Raw genomic sequence first — 17,616 nt, 5'->3', positions numbered from 1 at the left:
TCAAGCATAAAAAAAAGCCAACATCATGTTGGCTTTTTTACTTACAGCAGAAACAAATTAAGCTTCTGGTGCAGGGCTATATTGTTCAACTAAAGGCTTTAACTCACCTTTTTGGAACATATCTAGCATAATATCGCTACCACCGATTAACTCACCGTTAATCCACAATTGCGGGAATGTTGGCCAGTTCGCAATACGCGGTAATGTTGCACGAATATCTGGATTTTCTAGAATATTAACGTAAGCAAACGGACGACCAATTTGACTGAGTGCTTCTACCGCACGAGCAGAAAAACCACACTGTGGAAATTGCGGAGTGCCTTTCATGTAAAGAAGAACTGCGTGTTTAGCAATCTGGTCACGAATTAACGCTTCTGTATCGCGTGTTTGTTCAGTCATTGATGAATCCTCAACTAATCTGCCTTGCATTATACCCAAAACACAACAAAACAGTATGGTTAAAGCAATATTTCCAGTTTTATTTACATTCAGGCTTTAATTCTAGATGAGATTTTGCTTATATAGGGTTTGTTTTGTAGTTCTACCTAGAATTGTAAAATCAATCCACTATCGTCCCCCTACTTTCGGTAAGCCGATGCTAGTGAAGTCTATTATTTCTTTTCAAATACGAGTTAGTTATGAATACCTTTACTCAAGCCCCAATACAAACTGATCAACCATCTCATTTGATGCCTGTATTTGGCCGTCAGCCGATCAGCTTTGTCCGAGGCCGAGGTGCGTATTTATATACCGCAGACGGAACTGAATATTTAGATGCATTAACAGGGATTGCCGTTTGTGGCTTAGGTCATTCACATCCTGAAATTACTCAAGCTATTGCTGAGCAGGCTGGAACACTGATTCACACCAGTAATTTATTTGAAGTGCCTTGGCAAACTGCCGCTGCTCAAAAATTGGCACAAGTTGCAGGCATGGAAGAAGTTTTTTTCTCCAATAGTGGAGCCGAATCAAATGAAGGTGCTATTAAAATTGCACGTAAATTCGCGCATTTGCAAGGCATTAGCACACCCAAAATTATCGTTGCAGACCACTCTTTTCATGGTCGTACCTTAGCGACACTCTCTGCAACAGGCAATAAAAAGGTCCAAGAAGGATTTGAACCTTTGGTCGAAGGTTTTATTCGCGTCCCTTTTGGTGATATTGAAGCAATTGAAGAAGCGGCTATTCAGCATCCTGATATTGTGGCTATTCTCGTTGAACCGATTCAAGGTGAAGGTGGTGTTAATACTGCACCACAAGGCTTTAGCTATTTAGAAGATATTCGTCGTCTTTGTAACCAACACAACTGGTTGATGATGCTAGACGAAGTTCAAACAGGGAATGGTCGTACAGGTCAATTCTTTGCTTATCAACACACCAATATTGTGCCTGATGTACTGACAACAGCAAAAGGCTTGGGCAATGGCTTCCCTATTGGTGCAGTAATGACTCAAGGTCGTGCTGTGGGTGTACTTACTGCTGGAAACCATGGTTCAACATATAGTGGTACAGCTTTAGGTTCACGTGTGGTATACACAGTCATTGACGTGATTCAGAAAGAAAATCTGGTCGAAAATGCTGCGAAAATGGGTAGCTATATTGTGCAGCAATTGGCACAGAAATTATCTGATCAAAAAGTTGCAGTTCGTGGTTTTGGTTTAATGATTGGTATTGATTTGCCAAAACCGTGTGCTGAATTAGTGCATATTGCACGTGATGAACATCAGTTAATTATTAATGTCACTGCAGGTTCAGTAGTACGTTTATTACCACCGTTAAACATCACTCAAGAGCAAGCAGATCAATTGATTCAACGCTTAGTGACTATGATTCAAGTTTACCTTGCTTAAGCACAGCGCGATGTAATACTCATTACATCGCTTAACAAAAAAAGCCGCGTTTAGCGGCTTTTTTATTTCAGCTTTTTATGAAGCTTCTTGATAAATTCTACCACCGGGTAATTGGCAGAAATATTGTTTCAATGCATCTAAACAGCGGTGAATTTTCATAGGCTGTTGTTCACGCTTAGATGTAATAGCATATAAATAGAAATTAGGTAATTTCCACTCTGGTAAGACCTCTACCAATGCACCATTGACTAAATCTTTTTGAACATCTAGATATAAAATTCGAGAAATTCCATGTCCTTGCAGACATAAAGACTTGGCAACCAACACATTATTGGTGGTTAAACGCGAGTTCATTTCTATACTCACCGTTTCGCCAGACATGCCATGTTGGAAAGCAAAACTTTCATAGTTTTTCATTAAGTTAACGGGAATCAGATCATGATTCTTTAAATCTTCTGGACGCGAAATCGGTGCCGTCTGATTTAAATAACTAGGCGAAGCAACTAACACTTGTTCTACGCGGGCCAATGGAACCGCATATAAACTCTGATCTTCAATTTTCGGACTCATGCGTAGCGCAATATCAATTCGACCTTCAATCAAATCAATATAATGATTATCCGCTTCCAAATGAACAGCTAAACCTCGATGGGCCGATATCCAATGTGATAATGCAGGAATAACATGATTTGCACCTAATTCAGGAGTGGTTGCTATACGCAACTCTCCGACTAGATCATCACGTAACTCGTTAAGACGAATTTTCCCACGTTCTGCAGCAGCAAGCATCTCTTGGCAGCTATGAAAAAAAGCTTGTCCAGCTTCAGTCAAACTCAATTTTCGTGTCGAACGATGCAGAAGGATCACTTCCATCTCTTGTTCTAAAGAACGAATCTGCTGGCTTACAGCACTTGTAGTAATTCCTAACTCTCGTGCGGCTCCGCTAAACGAACATTTTTCCACAACACAAGCAAACACTCCCATTGCTCGAAGTTGATCTAACATAAATTTCCCTCTAAACTTATGAGATGCTCCTACCTTTCGATAAAAGCAACTCATTGGATTATACGGTGAAATTTAAAAGTTGTAATGATCTTAATTTAATTTATTGGTAAAACATTCGTCGGATTGATTGGTTTACCATTTAAGCGTACCTGAAACTCAAGCATGGTACGGCTTGCACCTGATGAACCCATCTCTGCAATTTTTTGACCAGCCGTTACATTATCTCCGCTTTTCACCAACATCTTGCTGTTATGCGCATACGCAGTGATATAGCCACTAATATGCTTCACCAGAATAAGATTGCCATATTCTTTTAGACCATCAGCAGCATATACCACTTGACCATTGGCGGCAGCAAAAATTGCATCGCCTACATTACCACCATAGCGAATACCTTTGACATTATTGGTCAAATTGAAGTTTTCGATTACTGCCCCATTCGACGGCTTCACCCAACGTAAAGCACTGGCTTGAGTCGGAGTAACTGGTGCAGTATTTGTAGTCGTGGTCGTTGCTGTCACTGCAGGAGTGCTTGGTAAAGTAATCGCCTGACGTTGAATCGGCGCAGCTTGTGTGACTGCCTGTGTAGTTGCCGTACGTTTATTACCAGAACCTCTCAGTTTAATTGACTGCCCCACATAAATACGATACGGCGGTGCAATATCATTCATGTCAGCAATGCTGATATAACTCAACCCGTAACGTGCCGCAATTCCACTTAAAGTATCACCTGAACGAACAGTGTAATAGTCAGGTGCCGTCGCGTAACGGGTCGGATTATTAATTTGGGGTTTGGATGCACATCCACTTAAAATGACCGTGGTAACAATAGCAGTTGAGATCACTAGGGTTTTCAACAATGCTGTTGGCGTAGCAAAGATCCGATTTTGCGACATCGCAGGCATTAATCTTCCTCTCTATATGTCTTTATTGGTTTTCATGCGCGTAAGAGTAGCAAAAATATTTTGAAAAAATCCGCATTCACGGACTTTTTCACAAAGTTACAACATTTACTAGGCATTTAGCGGCACTGTTCATGCAAACTCTGCAAAATTTCATAATTGGTCGCATCCATTTGAATGGGAGTAATGCTGACAAAACCATTCGCAACCGCAAAAAAGTCAGATTCAATCCCCATCAGACCTCGTTGAGGCTCAGAGACCGCCTCCCCAGAGAGCCCAATCCAATACACTTGGCGTCCACGCGGATCAACATGACTGGTAATTGGTTTAGATTGATGACGGCGACCTTGATAGGTAATTTTCTGCCCCTGAAGTTCAGCTACATCTGGAATATTAATATTAAAAATATGACGTGGCGGTAATGCTGGTAGCCCAGCCTGAATAAAATCATGTACCCATTGTGCCGCTACAGCATAATCGTCTGGGTGATCATAGCTACGTACATTACTGCCAGCTAAAGACACAGCAATTGCTGGCTGTTTCATGAGACGTCCTTCAAATGCGGCACCCACGGTACCTGAATACAGCACGTCATCACCCAAATTAGCACCGCTATTAATGCCGCTTACAACCAAATCAAACTCAAAATCAAACAGACCATTCATAGACAAATAAACACAATCTGCTGGCGTTCCATTCACCGCCCAGACATCTGGTGCAATCGAGATTGGTCGCAAAGGACGGTCTAAAGTTAAAGCACTTGAAAAACCACTTCGCTCACTTTCAGGAGCCACAATGACAACACGACCCAATGGTTTTAACGCACGTGCTAAAGCTTGTATCCCTGGCGCGAAAACACCGTCATCATTGGCAATTAGAATATTCACAAAAAACTCGCTTTTAAAAGTGACTGACTAGAACATTTCATTGAATTATATGTGAAATTATATATATTAGCGCACAATATCTATCATTAAATGAGTATCTTACAATGATTAAAACTTTATCATTTCGTCGTGTTTTGGGGTTGGGTTTTGCAGTTTTATTTGCTCAAGCAGTCAGTGCCAACGAAGGCTTAACCCAAGAAGAAGCCAACAGCATCATAAAAGAAGAAATTGCCTCTACCCAAATTATGGCTGAAGTTTGTCCTGCTGTGATTGGTAAAAATGCAAAACTCGATGCGAATGTTCAAACACTAACGCAGATGTATTTAAAAGAATATTCTGATGCATCGATGACTTTAGATAAATTACAAGCCGATCCAGAATACAAATCAATTTTGCAAGAAACACGCAAAGCTGCTCAAGAAACCAGTAAAGAAGAGCAACACACCGTGTGTGTGGATGTTGCTGAATATCAAGCATAATTCTAAAACGCTTACGAATGACTTTATATTAAGTCATTCGTAAGCACTTCATTAATTATACCAACATGCATATCTTCTTCATCCTTTCAACCATTTATATACATTTCCCCTCTTCCATTTCTGCTCAATCGAGTTAACCTTAGCTCAAGTCGATTGATCTTTTTTGAGTTTATTGTTTATGAAATTTGCCGCTTTAAAAACAACATCATTAGCTATACTAACTGCTTTGACTTTTTCTTTCGCTCATGCTGATGAAAGTAAAGATGAAAATATTGAAGTCACACCAAACCAGACGGTTACTCAACAAGAACTTGCTGCTATTTATGTTTTGTCAGAGATTTGCCCAAAGTTAGTCGACAATAAAGATGGCTTTGAACAAGGCTATAGCAAGTTGGCACAAGAACATCTTCCTGAAGAAAAAGATGCAGTAAGTGCTTTAATGAAATTAAGTAAATCTAAAAACTTTAAACCTATTTTAGCTGAAGCAAAATCTGATGCTAAAAGTGCTGGCGATGATAAAAATAAAGAAATCTGTCAAGAATTGACCACCTATAGCAATTGAAACAAATTGGTTACAATACTTTTGAAATAAGCCGATTTCACAGGTAGAAGTCGGCTATGCTTTATCCTAGAATGCTAAGCTCTTTGTGCTTACATCAAGATATTGGAACCCGCTAGAAATGATCCGTAAAAGCGCCCTTGCTGCAACATTACTATTACCAAGTTTCTCTTTCGCAGCAACTGTCTTATCTACGCCACCAGAACTCAATAATAAATCTTATGTTTTGATGGACTATGAGACGGGGCAAATCCTTGCAGCAAAAAATGAAAATGAAAAGTTAGCACCTGCTTCAATGACAAAAATGATGACCAGTTACATCATTGAACAAAAACTGTTGAAGGGCGAGCTGACTGAAGATGAAAAAGTCCGCATGAACGAATCTGCATGGTGTCGTGGTAGTAGCACAGAATCATGTATGTATGTTCCTTTAAATGGTACTGCGACTGCTTTAGAAATGTTGCGTGGTATTATTATTCAGTCTGGTAACGATGCATCTAAAGCAATGGCAGAACACATTGCAGGTAATGAGGGCACTTTCGCTTACATGATGAATGAAGAAGCGAAGCGTATGGGGATGACCAACACCCACTTCATTAACTCAACAGGTATGCCTGCAGACGGTCACTATTCAACTGCCAAAGATATGGCAATGCTTGCGCAACATATCATTCATGACAGTTCAAAATACTACCCAATCTATTCTGAAAAAGAATTTACCTTCAATGGCATTAAACAAGGCAACCGTAATGCCCTGTTGTATACAGACCCAAGTGTTGACGGTTTAAAAACTGGTCATACTGAAGAAGCAGGTTACTGTGTCACGACGTCTTCAAAACGTGGTCCAATGCGTTTGATCTCTGTGGTATTTGGCACACCAACTATCCAAGAGCGTGCAACCCAAACACGTACTTTATTGGCATGGGGCTTTGCAAACTTCGAAACTGTTAAAGTTCAACCTGCGAACCAAGTTTTGGCGAAAGCAAAAGTTTATTTTGGTAAAGAAAACGAAGTTCAAATTGGCTTGGCTGAAAACTTCAACGTGACAATGCCTAAAGGCAAAGCTGATGCCATCAAAACTCAATTGGTCGTTCAGCCTAAACTCACTGCACCGTTACAAAAAGGTCAAGTGATTGGTAAATACGTTGCAAGCTTAGACGGCAAAGTAATTTCTGAAAAACCATTGGTTGCATTACAAGCAGTTGAAGAAGCGGGTTTCTTCTCTCGTTTAATCGACCATATTAAACAATTCTTCGCAAACTTATTTTAAGCCTTAACTGCTTAAACTAAAGTTAAAGCATTCGTATGCAAATACGAGTGCTTTTTTCTTTTATACTCTGATGTAAATTGCTGAATGATGCTGTAACAACATGAAAAAAAATATCCGACCTTATCTCGATAGCAAACCAAAGATTGATGCGAGCTGCTATGTTGATGATGCCTCTGTTGTAATTGGAGACGTCGTTCTGGCTGATCATGTTTCCGTCTGGCCTTTTGCCGTAATTCGCGGTGATGTGAATAGTATTCGCATTGGTAAATACAGCAATGTGCAAGATCACTGTATGCTGCATGTGAGCCATAAAAATGATGCCAAACCAAATGGCTCTCCCCTTATTATCGGGGAAGATGTCACCATTGGACATCATGTAACTTTGCATGGTTGTACGATTGGCAATCGTGTTTTGGTCGGAATTAATAGTATTGTATTGGATGATGTAATTATCGAAGATGACGTAATGATTGGCGCTGGTAGTCTTGTGCCGCCGCGTAAACGTCTTGAAAGTGGCTTTCTCTATGTTGGTAGCCCAGTCCAAAAAGCACGCCCATTAACCGAGAAAGAAAAAGAGTTTCTAACATACTCTGCGCGCCATTATGTGAAAGTAGCAAACAATTACCGAGAACAAGATTAATATTCAGCATAAAGTTTATTTTAAATAGCCCCTTAAATTGGGGCTTTTTTATGCTTTACAGATGAACCATTATGATTAAGAAAGGTGGCTCTAGAGGACTAAAATGATACCCCTTTACCAAAACGCGTATTCATATTTATCTGTCAGTCTTATTCATAAATAAGTCCTTATGGATGAATTTTTCAGATTATAGTTTTACAACGACTCGACCTCTGACTTTTCCATCTAAAATATCATTTGAAATATTGATAGCATCCGTTAACTGAATTTCAGTCGTTACTGTTTCCAATTTTGTTTGATCTAATTCTTTAGCCAAACGCTGCCAAGCTTCTTTTCTTAATTCAATTGGGGCCATCACACTATCAATTCCATATAACGTGATTCCTCTCAAAATAAACGGAGCAACTGTAGCAGGGAAATCCATACCACCAGCTAAACCACACGCAGCAACAGCACCGCGATATTGGGTTCCAGCACACGCATTTGCCAAAGTATGGCTACCGACAGTATCAATCACACCAGCCCAAACTTCTTTGCTCAATGGCTTTCCTGACGAAGATAATTCAGCACGATCAATAATTTCACTCGCACCCAAATAGGTTAAATATTCTGATTCTTGAGGTCGACCTGTTGAAGCGGTTATCTCATAACCAAGATGCTTCAAAAGCATAATAGCGATACTACCCACGCCGCCATTTGCACCCGTCACTAAAATTTTTCCATCACTCGGCTGGATACCGTGCTTTTGTAAAGCCATAACACATAGCATAGCGGTATAACCTGCTGTGCCAATAATCATCGTATCCTTAAAAGAAAAGGCTGAAGGTTTTCTGATAAGCCAATCACCTGAAACCGTCACTTGCTCAGCCAGTCCTCCAGAATATTTTTCACCCACGCCCCAACCATTCAATATAACCTCATCTCCCTCTGTCCATGCTGGATGTGTTGATTCAATTACGACACCTGAAAAATCGATGCCCGGGGTCAACGGAAAGCTACGCACCACTGGAGAACGCCCAGTAATCGCCAATGCATCTTTATAATTTAATGTTGAATACTTTACTTCGACTCTAACCTCTCCTTCTTGCAAAGGTTTTACGGCAATCTCTGTAATTTTTGAGCTGTAACCCGCATCATCTTTAGTGATTTGAATACCCTTGTACATAAAACTTCCTCTTTATTTAATTAGACCACTTGCCTAGAATTAAGTAAAAAATAAATGCATACATCTGCATTTATTTTTTACTTAATTTTGAACATGAGTTAGTTGCTCTACACCGACCGCAAACAAGCGATAAAATGCATCTAAAGGACTAGTAGATTTGACCAAGCGTGCTCTCAGTACCGCGCCTTCCCACCCAATCCAAAACTGATAAGCAGCCTCATCACAATCAACTACGCTATATTTTGCATCTGACTGATACAAACAATCTGAAACTAATTTCTCCCAGACCTTAAAGATACTTTCGATTCGGGCGATAATCTCAGGTGGTAAATACGAAACTTCTTGCCCTAAGTTGCCTAAAATACAACCGCGTTTAAAATCGTATTTTTGCAGTTTTTCACCAGCATCTTTTACAAAATTTTGCAGCCTTTCTAATGGAGAAAGATCGGGTTGGCTTAAGAACTGCTTTAATCGCTTCACAAAATAAAGCTCATACGCATTTAAGACTTCTAAAATAAAAGCCTCTTTATTTGCAAAATAATGGTAGAAAGACCCTTTAGGCACTTGGACTGATTTCATCAGATCGTCCAAGCTCATGGCATTCATACCACGTTCAGTCAGTAACTCGATCCCTCTGCGGATTAACACATCTTTCGTGTCTGCATAGTTACCACCATGTTTGGTTGGTCTGCCGCGAGGTCGTTTCGGTAAAGAAGAATAATTCATATAATGAAAATAGACTTAGCATCTAGAAATAGCAAGAGTGTTAAATTCGAATTGTTTTTCTAGCATATGTAAATTTGGGGAATATAAGACCAGTCATTTTCCCAAGAATCAATAACTTTCTCTTTCAGAAATTTAGTTTTTAAATCAATACTAAATACCGATATAAGAGAATCAACATTTCACTTACTAAAATTATTTAACAAGACAACTCATAATTTTGCACATTGGTAAGGCTTTTAATGAACTAATTTACTGACGTGAAACCGAAATTGGAGAGACATTCCACGTTTCTAACAAGCGCCAAATTGCCGAGTCTATTTCACGCCAATGGTGTAAATTACGTTTATCAACTCTCCATATTACTCGTATCCCTCCATATATTGGTTCAAATGATTCTGCAAATATCCAATTTGCATTCATTTGCTTCAACAAAACTCCGGTTGATTTGTCATAACTAGACTTCCCGTAACAATGAATACTATTTGTTTTTAAAAATAACCAACAATCTAATCCATATTTATTCTTCCATTTTTTAGCATCTGAAAATTCAAAATCAGAATAATTAGATTTTTGAGAATATTCATAAATTTTACTTGTTCTATTTTTTATTATTTCATTAAAAACCATGACTTTTACTTGATCTTCACCATCTAAACCATCCTCAACATAAATTGATTCATCTATTGCTTGCATAATTGAACCATTTAAAACTAAATTAAATTCAAGTTGATTAATTGCAAGAGGGATCGGGAGACTATCTGCTTCTTTTTTACTAATAGGTGGAAATGTCTCAGGAACATAATCTATTGGAAACTGTCCCAAATAATGCTCATGCTCTGGTTGATAAAATTCAGCCTCACATCGTCTACAATGTGTATCAACTATATGTTTTCGTCTTTCACCTAATTTAGCTTTAACAACTAAATGATCATTTTGTTTCCATGTCACAATCTCTCCCTCTTGGGGAAGCACTGGTTCCTCTCGCTGGAAACATCCTGTGAGGAAAATCAAACATAAAGAAATCACTATCGTTTTTGGCATTAATCTTATCTTTGATTAATCTTATTTTTTTAGTTTCAATCAATTTATTTTTTCTAAAATTAACACAATACCGCTTAAAAAAATAAATCTTAGGATGAAAGAAATTGTGAAATAGCTACCCCAAAGAAAACTGCCTGTCAACATAGCCATCCCCCCCTAAATTTTGTAGAATATGCCTTTTACTCCATGGTACTTTTTTATGACCGCTTGGGCAGCTCATGTCACCGTAGCCACTGTCGTTGAAAAAGACGGAAAATTTCTGTTTGTCGAAGAACACAGCGAAGGTATGGCACATACCGTGTTTAACCAACCAGCTGGGCATGTTGAATGTGGTGAAAGTATTATTCAAGCAGCAGTTCGTGAAACCATGGAAGAAACAGGTCATGCGGTTGAAGTAGACGCCTTGTTAGGTATTTATACCTACACCCCGCCTATGTTCCCTGACCGTACTTATTTTAGATTTTGTTTTTTAGCGCATGTCTTAGAGTATTTTCCTGAAGCTGAACTCGATCAAGGGATTGTCGGTCCAAAATGGATGACCTTTGATGAACTTCAAGAAACCGCTCGCGCACGAAGCCCTTTAGTGATTAAAGCGGTGAAAGATGCGCTTGCTGGGCAGCAATACCCGTTATCGCTCATTTATGAGCACCAAAACTCTCCTTTAATTTCAAATCTGGATGCTTAATCCTATGCAACAACGTGTCATCGTCGGTATGTCTGGTGGTGTAGATTCATCTGTATCTGCAGCGCTTCTTCTTCAACAAGGATATCAGGTTGAAGGACTTTTCATGAAAAACTGGGAAGAGGATGACGGCACGGAATACTGCACTGCCATGGAAGATTTGGCTGATGCTCAAGCTGTCTGCGATAAAATCGGGATTAAATTACATACCGCCAATTTCGCGATGGAATATTGGGATCGTGTGTTTGAGCACTTTCTTGCTGAATATGCCGCAGGTCGTACCCCAAACCCAGATATCCTGTGTAATAAAGAAATTAAATTCCGCGCTTTCCTCGACCATGCTGTGAATTTAGGCGCAGACTTTATTGCGACGGGTCATTATTGCCGTCGTGGTGAAACCATGACCAATTCTCGTGGTGAAGAATACGCACCTCTGCTGCGTGGTTTAGATCAGAACAAAGACCAAACCTATTTCTTACATGCCGTACATGGACGTGAAATTAATAAAACCTTATTCCCTGTTGGTGAAATTGAAAAGCCTGAAGTTCGTCGCATTGCTGAAGAACTAGGTTTAATCACGGCGAAGAAAAAAGACTCAACAGGCATTTGTTTTATTGGCGAACGTCGTTTTAATGACTTCTTGAAGCAATACTTACCTGCTCAACCTGGGAAAATTGTCCTCGATAACGGGAAAGAGGTTGGTGAACATCACGGCTTAATGTACTATACGCTCGGTCAGCGTGGCGGTATTGGCATTGGTGGTATGAAAGGTGCTGAAGAAGGTGCTTGGTTCGTATTACACAAAGATATTGAAAATAACCGCCTCGTGGTCGGTCAAGGTCATGATCACCCATTAATCCAAAGCACTATGCTTTGGAGTGAAGCAATTGACTGGGTTGCAGGTGAACAAGAAATTCCAGAAACAGGTTTCCGCTGTACAGCAAAGACCCGTTATCGCCAACCCGACCAAGCTTGCGTATTATATAAAGATGACTCGATGCCAAATGGTGTTCGGGTTGAGTTTGATGAAGCGCAACGTGCTGTAACCCCTGGTCAAAGTGTTGTGTTTTATCTAGATGATGTGTGTTTAGGTGGTGGCGTGATTCATCATACCAATGCCCCTAAGCCAGATTTTATTGAATAAAGGATTGTTCGGTATGGTTGAGTTACCGTTTCAACAGCCTCATCAAACTTTGAGCCAACGCCAAAATCGAGCTTTGGCACTTGCGGCTGTGTTTCAGGCTACACAACTTACCCATATGACCGCTATTTCTGGGCGACAAAGCATCGGAGATAGCGGGAATTTCTATTTAGAGCAGCTCATTAAAGCCAGCCTGAATATCCGTCCGACCTCTAACCATTCTTGTCAAACTTTAGATTTTTTTAATCAGCTCGCGGATATCTCCTTAGGATTAAAAACACTGGAAAGTAGTATTACCCAACCGTTTAATCCAGCACCCAAGTCTCGTTTACCTAAACTTTCCAATGCCAAGCTTCCCATGTCTTATGCCATGGCATTATTACAATTAGAAAAGAAAGTCTATAGCAATCCCAAATTTGTGGAAATTATTGAAAAATCACAACAAAAAATTCTGAAACAACTCTCATTTTTCGATAATAACTATACGCATCCAAGCATTCTCGCCAACTTAGCCCAAACCTATGTCGATACCGCAGGACAAATCAATCCTCGGATTATGGTACGTGGCAATGCAGAAGCTTTTAAAGATGCAGCTCATACCAACCGCATTCGCGCTGCCCTCTTTACTGGGCTACAAATGGCACATTTGTGGCGTCAGCTAGGAGGAAGTTCTTGGGGCATGATTTTTAGCAAACGCAAACTGCTCCAAGATATTCAAGATCTCGCTCGTTTGCAGTATCAGGTGGTCTAACCTGATGTTGCACGAAACTTTCGTTTTACGTTTTATTCCAAAGTTTAAGGAATCACCATGAACGCTTTAACTGCACTTTCTCCATTAGATGGACGTTACGCTAGCAAATGTGATGCTTTGCGTCCTTTCCTCTCTGAGTTTGGTTTAATCCATGCTCGTGTGACTGTTGAAGTGCGTTGGTTGCAAGCGCTTGCGAACCACCCTGAAATTGTTGAAGTTCCAGCATTTACCGCTGAAACAAATGCAGCTTTAGATGCTATCGTTGCTCAATTTTCTGAAGAAGATGCGAATCGCATTAAAGAAATTGAACGTACAACCAACCATGACGTAAAAGCGGTTGAATATTTCTTAAAAGAAAAAATTGCCAACATTGATGAACTAAAAAATGCAGGTGAATTCATTCACTTTGCATGTACATCTGAAGACATCAACAACTTGTCACATGCATTAATGTTGAAAAATGGTCGTGATGTATTGGTTGCTTCTATGCAGCAAATTATTGACGCGATTGTGGCATTGGCTGAAAAGCATGCTGAACAACCAATGCTTTCTCGTACCCACGGTCAAACTGCAAGCCCAACTACTTTGGGTAAAGAAATGGCAAATGTGGCGTACCGTTTAGCACGCCAAATCAAGCAATTCCAAAATGTGGAATTACTGGGCAAAATCAATGGTGCTGTGGGTAACTACAACGCACACTTGTCAGCTTACCCAGACATCAACTGGCCTGCGCATTCACAAGCTTTTGTGGAATCTTTAGGTTTAGACTTTAACCCGTACACCACGCAAATTGAACCACATGACTATATGGCGGAACTTTTTGATGCGTTACGTCGTTACAACACGATTTTGATCGATTTTAACCGTGACGTATGGGGCTACATCTCTTTAGGTTTCTTCAAGCAAAAACTGAAAGATGGTGAAGTCGGTTCTTCAACTATGCCGCACAAAGTGAATCCGATTGACTTCGAAAACTCAGAAGGTAATTTAGGACTTGCTAATGCAGTATTGGCGCACTTGGGTGAAAAATTACCAGTTTCTCGCTGGCAGCGTGACTTAACTGACTCAACTGTTCTTCGTAACATGGGTGTCGGTTTTGCGCAAAGCTTAATTGCTTTTGAAGCTTGCTTAAAAGGTATTGGTAAACTTGAACTGAATGCTGCACGTATTCTTGAAGATTTAGACAATGCTCAAGAAGTATTAGCAGAACCTATTCAAACTGTTATGCGTCGTTATAACATCGAAAAACCATACGAAAAATTGAAAGCCCTTACTCGTGGTCAAGCAATGACACGTGACATGATGGTTGACTTCGTAAACGGAACTGAACTTGAAGCTGTACCTGCAGCTGATCGTGCTCGTTTAGCTGAAATGACACCTGCTAGCTATACTGGTAATGCAGCAGAACAAGCAAAACAAATTAAAGATTTAATTGCTAAAATCTAATTAGCTGTTAATTTGAAAGGCGAAGCTTAGGCTTCGCTTTTTTATGCCCTGCTTTATAACAGATACGAATATAACAACATGATTGAATATCAACTGACGTTTAAACACTGGATTTGTCTTGCACTCATTACCGTCGCCATTATCATCGCCAGTATTCAACCCCTAGAATTCGAGTCCTATCTACTGCATCAAGCAGGCACTGTATTTATGCTGATTACTCTAATAATTACATTAAAAAAGATAGGATTAGACTTTATCACTTTTGCTTTGTATTTAAGTTTTCTGCTGATTCATGTTCTAGCTGCACATTATTTATATTCTTATGTGCCTTATAACGAATGGATACAACAACTTTTCAATTTCGATTTGAACCAATTAATGGGTTGGACACGGAATATGTATGATCGATTGGTTCATTTGGTCTATGGACTATTTCTATATCCATTTTTCTATCGCCTCTTTCAGATCTGGATACCTAAGCTCAAGCCCTATGTACTGTTTCTATTGGTCATTCAGTTTGTAATGGCAACCAGTCTCATTTATGAATGGGTAGAATGGCTCATTGCTATCCAGCTTTCCCCTGAAGATGCAGAGAATTACAATGGGCAGCAAGGTGATATTTGGGATGCACACATGGACATGCTGCTGGCAACGGCTGGTACCTTAATTACAGGTTTTATTTATTTAATACAACCAGCTAAAACTCAAGACTAAGCATTTATGATATTTCAACTTATCCAAATATTTAAAGCTTACATATTCTTCTTTGAATTTTCTGAGCATTTTTTATCAAATCATAGATGTCGACTATATTAAGAAGGCTCACATTGAATGGTTATGCGCTCAAAATGATCATGTTTGATCGCATCTATTTTATAAAATAAGTTCATTTAACCAAGGTCAAGGTGTTGTGATCCACGTAAACCAATATAGTGTTTTATAGCAATAAAAAAGCCCACCAAAGTGAGCTTATCCATGCATATCTTTATACAATCCTATAACTTAGGATCGCGCATTTGGACGAGATTGGCATTAGCCTTACTCAAACTTTCCATCACTTTGTTCATCACAGTTGGAACCAGTTGGTCAGCAATTTGAGCTGCTTGCAATCCAATCTTCTCACCTAAGGTTGGCTTACGACGAGTTTGAATCACATAAATATCATGCTGTGGCAACAAACCCAGCAAGTACTCGTCTGAAGTTTGCAACTTATCCACCAAGTTTAAGCTAAGTGCATCACGACCATACCAGTGCTCGCCTGTCGCAACCTTTTCCATATTCAGTTGTGGGCGATATTTCTCTACAAAGTGCTTAAACAATTCATGCGTTTGTTGCAGTTCTTCTTCAAACTTCGCTTTACCTTCAGGGGTATTTTCACCAAACATGGTCACCGTGCGTTTGAATTGACCCGCGGTATACAAGTCAAAATCCACATGATGTTCTTTCAATAAGCGGTTAAAGTTTGGTACTTGCGCCACCACACCTATTGAACCGACCACAGCAAAAGGTGCAGCAATAATTTCACTGCCAATACATGCCATCATATAGCCACCGCTCGCAGCAACCTTATCTACACAAATGGTCAAATGAAAGCCTGCATCGCGTAAACGCACAAGTTGTGCCGCAGCTAGACCATAACCATGTACCATGCCACCAGGGCTTTCAAGTCGCACAACAACACGGTCACGACCTGCCTTAGCGGTTGCTAAAATGAGGGTGATTTCTTCACGGATATTATCCACCGCAGATGCTGCGGTATCGCCTTTAAAGTCCAAGACATAGACTTTTTGATTGTTCTTTTTACGTGCACGCGCTTCTTTCGCCAATTGTTGCGTAAGCTGTAAAAACTCTAACTTTGAAGCAGTGGTTTGCGCAATTTTTTTTCTTTGTTCATTTACGCGTGCGTTTAAGTGACTAACTCGTATTTCCGCAGGCAACTTCGGCAATTGAAATAACATATGTAAGTAATTCTCAATTTTGTTTAGACTGACTATAAGATGGGGCTTTTATCGCAAAAATTCAATATGGTTTTTGCAAGAATATAAAGATAAAAAATTGCCTTAAAATCATTCACTTTCTTCACTTAAAGTAAGCACAAATCATTCAAGGCAAAAAAAACCGCAAATTCAAATTTGCGGTTTGCGTACAGTAGCTTTGATTAACCAAAACGACCTGTAATGTAAGCTTCAGTTAATTGATGATCAGGCTGAGTAAAGACTTTTTCAGTCGAGTTCACTTCAATCAAGTCACCCAAATGGAAGTAAGCGGTACGATCTGAAACACGCGCAGCTTGTTGCATCGAGTGAGTCACAATGGCAATGGTATATTGCGTTGAAAGCTCAGAAATCAACTCTTCCACTTTTGCTGTCGCAATTGGATCGAGTGCCGAACATGGCTCATCCATCAAGATCACTTCAGGGCTGACTGCAATGGTACGCGCAATACATAATCGTTGTTGCTGACCACCCGATAAACCTGTACCTGGTTGATTCAAACGATCTTTGACTTCATCCCATAGACCTGCTTTACGTAAGCTGTTTTCAACAATTTCTTCCAAGTCGTATTTATCACGTGCCAATCCATGTAATTTCGGACCATAGGCAACGTTGTCAAAAATAGACTTCGGAAATGGGTTTGGCTTTTGGAATACCATACCCACTTGCGCACGCAGTAACACTACATCTAGGTTCGGATCATAAATATCCTGATTGTCTAGTAGAACTTTACCAGTTACACGGCAAGTATCAATTGTATCATTCATGCGGTTTAAGGTACGCAAAAAGGTTGATTTACCACAACCTGAAGGACCAATAAAGGCGATCACTTCATTTTGGTAAATTTGTAAATCAATCCCTTTAATCGCTTCAGCTTCACCATAGTAGACATGAACATCAGAGGTGCTAAGTTTTACTTTGGCAGTTTCATTTTCTTTTTTTGCAGAAGCCTGCGTATCAAACTGTGAAATAAATGAAGTTTGGCGCTTGGAATCAGCTTCAGGAGATGTAAATTGAGTCTGTTGTGGATTCACTGACTTGCCCTGCTCTAAAGAGTTATTTACTACAGTATTCATAT

At 39.8% G+C, this 17,616-nt stretch carries 19 protein-coding genes; 10 read left to right on the top strand and 9 right to left on the bottom strand.

What is annotated here, in order from left to right; all coding sequences use genetic code 11:
• Positions 1-57: 57 nt before the first annotated feature.
• Entirely contained in the window at positions 58-399 is a 342-nt protein-coding gene (gene grxD / locus MKI85_RS01310) for a Grx4 family monothiol glutaredoxin (RefSeq protein WP_016166729.1), read from the bottom strand.
• 239 nt (positions 400-638) lie between these two features.
• Here grxD and MKI85_RS01305 point away from each other — a divergent pair, with 239 nt between their 5' ends.
• Positions 639-1,850, top strand: a complete 1,212-nt coding sequence (locus MKI85_RS01305; protein ID WP_241624233.1) for an aspartate aminotransferase family protein — start codon at positions 639-641, stop codon at positions 1,848-1,850.
• A gap of 75 nt (positions 1,851-1,925) precedes the next feature.
• On the opposite strand, the gene MKI85_RS01300 is transcribed toward MKI85_RS01305, so the two are convergent.
• The 3 genes from MKI85_RS01300 to surE form a co-directional block, all read right to left on the bottom strand.
• Positions 1,926-2,855 carry a LysR family transcriptional regulator gene (locus MKI85_RS01300; protein ID WP_241624231.1) on the bottom strand — a complete coding sequence of 310 codons (930 nt, stop codon included), beginning with the start codon at positions 2,853-2,855 and terminating at the stop codon, positions 1,926-1,928.
• 95 nt (positions 2,856-2,950) lie between these two features.
• Entirely contained in the window at positions 2,951-3,760 is an 810-nt protein-coding gene (locus MKI85_RS01295; RefSeq protein ID WP_241624229.1) for a peptidoglycan DD-metalloendopeptidase family protein, read from the bottom strand.
• 116 nt (positions 3,761-3,876) lie between these two features.
• A complete protein-coding gene (gene surE, locus MKI85_RS01290) occupies positions 3,877-4,644 on the bottom strand; it encodes a 5'/3'-nucleotidase SurE (protein WP_241624227.1) in 768 nt (255 codons plus the stop codon).
• A gap of 104 nt (positions 4,645-4,748) precedes the next feature.
• Between surE and MKI85_RS01285 the strand changes: the two genes are divergently transcribed.
• From MKI85_RS01285 to MKI85_RS01270, 4 genes are all read left to right on the top strand, one after another.
• Positions 4,749-5,123 (top strand): MCR_0457 family protein, encoded by a 375-nt coding sequence (locus MKI85_RS01285; RefSeq protein WP_241624225.1) that lies wholly within the window; start codon positions 4,749-4,751, stop codon positions 5,121-5,123.
• Positions 5,124-5,301: 178 nt separating this feature from the next.
• The gene (locus MKI85_RS01280; protein WP_241624223.1) at positions 5,302-5,685 is read left to right on the top strand and encodes an MCR_0457 family protein; all 384 of its coding nucleotides are present in this window, start codon (positions 5,302-5,304) and stop codon (positions 5,683-5,685) included.
• A 118-nt stretch (positions 5,686-5,803) separates the two neighbouring features.
• Positions 5,804-6,952 carry a D-alanyl-D-alanine carboxypeptidase PBP5/6 gene (gene dacC, locus MKI85_RS01275; protein WP_100242918.1) on the top strand — a complete coding sequence of 383 codons (1,149 nt, stop codon included), beginning with the start codon at positions 5,804-5,806 and terminating at the stop codon, positions 6,950-6,952.
• A 100-nt stretch (positions 6,953-7,052) separates the two neighbouring features.
• Positions 7,053-7,592: a gamma carbonic anhydrase family protein gene (locus MKI85_RS01270; protein WP_241624222.1), complete on the top strand. Its 540-nt coding sequence runs from the start codon at positions 7,053-7,055 to the stop codon at positions 7,590-7,592.
• Between the two features lie 187 nt (positions 7,593-7,779).
• On the opposite strand, the gene acuI is transcribed toward MKI85_RS01270, so the two are convergent.
• From acuI to MKI85_RS01255, 3 genes are all read right to left on the bottom strand, one after another.
• Positions 7,780-8,757 carry an acrylyl-CoA reductase (NADPH) gene (acuI, locus tag MKI85_RS01265; RefSeq protein WP_241624219.1) on the bottom strand — a complete coding sequence of 326 codons (978 nt, stop codon included), beginning with the start codon at positions 8,755-8,757 and terminating at the stop codon, positions 7,780-7,782.
• Between the two features lie 81 nt (positions 8,758-8,838).
• Entirely contained in the window at positions 8,839-9,483 is a 645-nt protein-coding gene (locus MKI85_RS01260) for a TetR/AcrR family transcriptional regulator (protein WP_241624217.1), read from the bottom strand.
• Between the two features lie 249 nt (positions 9,484-9,732).
• On the bottom strand, positions 9,733-10,524 hold the full coding sequence (locus MKI85_RS01255) for a hypothetical protein (protein WP_241624215.1): 792 nt from the start codon (positions 10,522-10,524) through the stop codon (positions 9,733-9,735).
• A gap of 199 nt (positions 10,525-10,723) precedes the next feature.
• Here MKI85_RS01255 and MKI85_RS01250 point away from each other — a divergent pair, with 199 nt between their 5' ends.
• The 5 genes from MKI85_RS01250 to MKI85_RS01230 all read left to right on the top strand — a co-directional run bounded on the left by MKI85_RS01250 (position 10,724) and on the right by MKI85_RS01230 (position 15,258).
• A complete protein-coding gene (locus MKI85_RS01250; RefSeq protein ID WP_241624214.1) occupies positions 10,724-11,209 on the top strand; it encodes an NUDIX hydrolase in 486 nt (161 codons plus the stop codon).
• Positions 11,210-11,213: 4 nt separating this feature from the next.
• Positions 11,214-12,350, top strand: coding sequence for a tRNA 2-thiouridine(34) synthase MnmA (gene mnmA / locus MKI85_RS01245; RefSeq protein ID WP_241624212.1), 1,137 nt, complete (start codon positions 11,214-11,216; stop codon positions 12,348-12,350).
• Between the two features lie 13 nt (positions 12,351-12,363).
• Positions 12,364-13,098: a high frequency lysogenization protein HflD gene (gene hflD, locus MKI85_RS01240; protein WP_241624210.1), complete on the top strand. Its 735-nt coding sequence runs from the start codon at positions 12,364-12,366 to the stop codon at positions 13,096-13,098.
• A gap of 57 nt (positions 13,099-13,155) precedes the next feature.
• Positions 13,156-14,544, top strand: a complete 1,389-nt coding sequence (purB, locus tag MKI85_RS01235; RefSeq protein WP_241624208.1) for an adenylosuccinate lyase — start codon at positions 13,156-13,158, stop codon at positions 14,542-14,544.
• A gap of 78 nt (positions 14,545-14,622) precedes the next feature.
• Positions 14,623-15,258 (top strand): DUF2238 domain-containing protein, encoded by a 636-nt coding sequence (locus MKI85_RS01230; protein ID WP_241624206.1) that lies wholly within the window; start codon positions 14,623-14,625, stop codon positions 15,256-15,258.
• Between the two features lie 281 nt (positions 15,259-15,539).
• On the opposite strand, the gene sohB is transcribed toward MKI85_RS01230, so the two are convergent.
• Entirely contained in the window at positions 15,540-16,502 is a 963-nt protein-coding gene (sohB, locus tag MKI85_RS01225) for a protease SohB (protein ID WP_241624204.1), read from the bottom strand.
• A gap of 200 nt (positions 16,503-16,702) precedes the next feature.
• A complete protein-coding gene (pstB, locus tag MKI85_RS01220; RefSeq protein WP_241624202.1) occupies positions 16,703-17,614 on the bottom strand; it encodes a phosphate ABC transporter ATP-binding protein PstB in 912 nt (303 codons plus the stop codon).
• Positions 17,615-17,616: the final 2 nt, after the last annotated feature.

This window comes from Acinetobacter zhairuonensis (genome assembly GCF_022601715.1).
Taxonomy (GTDB): domain Bacteria; phylum Pseudomonadota; class Gammaproteobacteria; order Pseudomonadales; family Moraxellaceae; genus Acinetobacter.
Note: the sequence above shows the minus strand (reverse complement) of the source record. Positions and strands in the feature narration are given on the sequence as shown.